Origin of the sequence: Bradyrhizobium sp. 76, assembly GCF_023073025.1 — a bacterium.
GTDB lineage: Bacteria > Pseudomonadota > Alphaproteobacteria > Rhizobiales > Xanthobacteraceae > Bradyrhizobium.
The window spans coordinates 1-983 of sequence record NZ_JADPIS010000087.1; the positions used below are offsets into that span (position 1 = coordinate 1).

Sequence of the window (983 nt, forward strand, 5' to 3'; positions counted from 1 at the left end):
ATCTTCGCCCATTGGGCGTCAGTCAAAACGAATCGGTCCATCCCAAGCTTGAATCACAACCAAGCCCCGATGAGAATCCTGAATCCCAACAGACCCTAGCATTACAGTTGTCTTTTTGATTTGACGTGAGCGCGTTGAGCGGCAGCCTGATGAGCTCTGCGCCAGAAAGACCATGCGATGATGCGTGCGGGTTGAATACGCTTTCGAGCAAGTCTGATGGCAATGCGGCGGATTTCCTGGATTGACCAACGGATCAGTGGCGGTGTGGTTATGCTTTGGCTTTTGCCGGGGGGCGAGGTTTCGTTTTTTTGGGCGGTGGCGGATTAGCGCGATGGCGGATCGCCGCCAGCATGGCGAAGGCGAGCATCACCAGGGACACGTGGCGATGCCAGCCATGCCAGGACCTGCTCTCGTTATGATCGAGCCCGAACTCGTTTTTCGCGGTTTCAAAGCTGTCCTCGATCGCCCATCGATGGCCTTCGACCGCGACCAGCGTTTCAATTGATGTTCCCGCTGGGCACCAGGTGGTGAAGAAGGCGAGATCGCCATCGGCGATATGGCGACGGATCAGCAGACCGCGCGTCCATAAACCATCATTTGCGCTGTTGAACTGCTCGGCCTCGAGGTCGGCCAATTCGAGATAACACCAGTCATGCAGCCGCGGTCCTTTGGTTCCGGCTCCCGCCGACAGGCGCTTCCAGTCGGACGGGCGCCGCGTCCGGGCGAGGTCCGCGGCCGTACCGGCGACCGGCGGTCGCTTGCCCCAGGATCGAAACACATGAGCGCTGCTGACCCCAAGCACGTAGCCTTTGCCTGCCCGCCGTAGTTGCTGTTCGATGTCGCCAACACCGTAGACGGTGTCACCGGCAACCCACTTGAATGGTACAGACGCGGCTATCGCACGTGCGATCATTCTCGTCGCAAGCTTTGGTTTGGTCGCAAAGCCGACATCGGCAGGCACGTATGCGGCTTCCAGACGATCT

At 59.1% G+C, this 983-nt stretch carries 1 protein-coding gene; it reads right to left on the minus strand.

The window, feature by feature from the left end:
- Positions 1-268: 268 nt before the first annotated feature.
- A partial coding sequence (locus IVB48_RS16515; protein WP_247400926.1) for an IS701 family transposase occupies positions 269-983 on the minus strand: 715 nt, incomplete at its 5' end.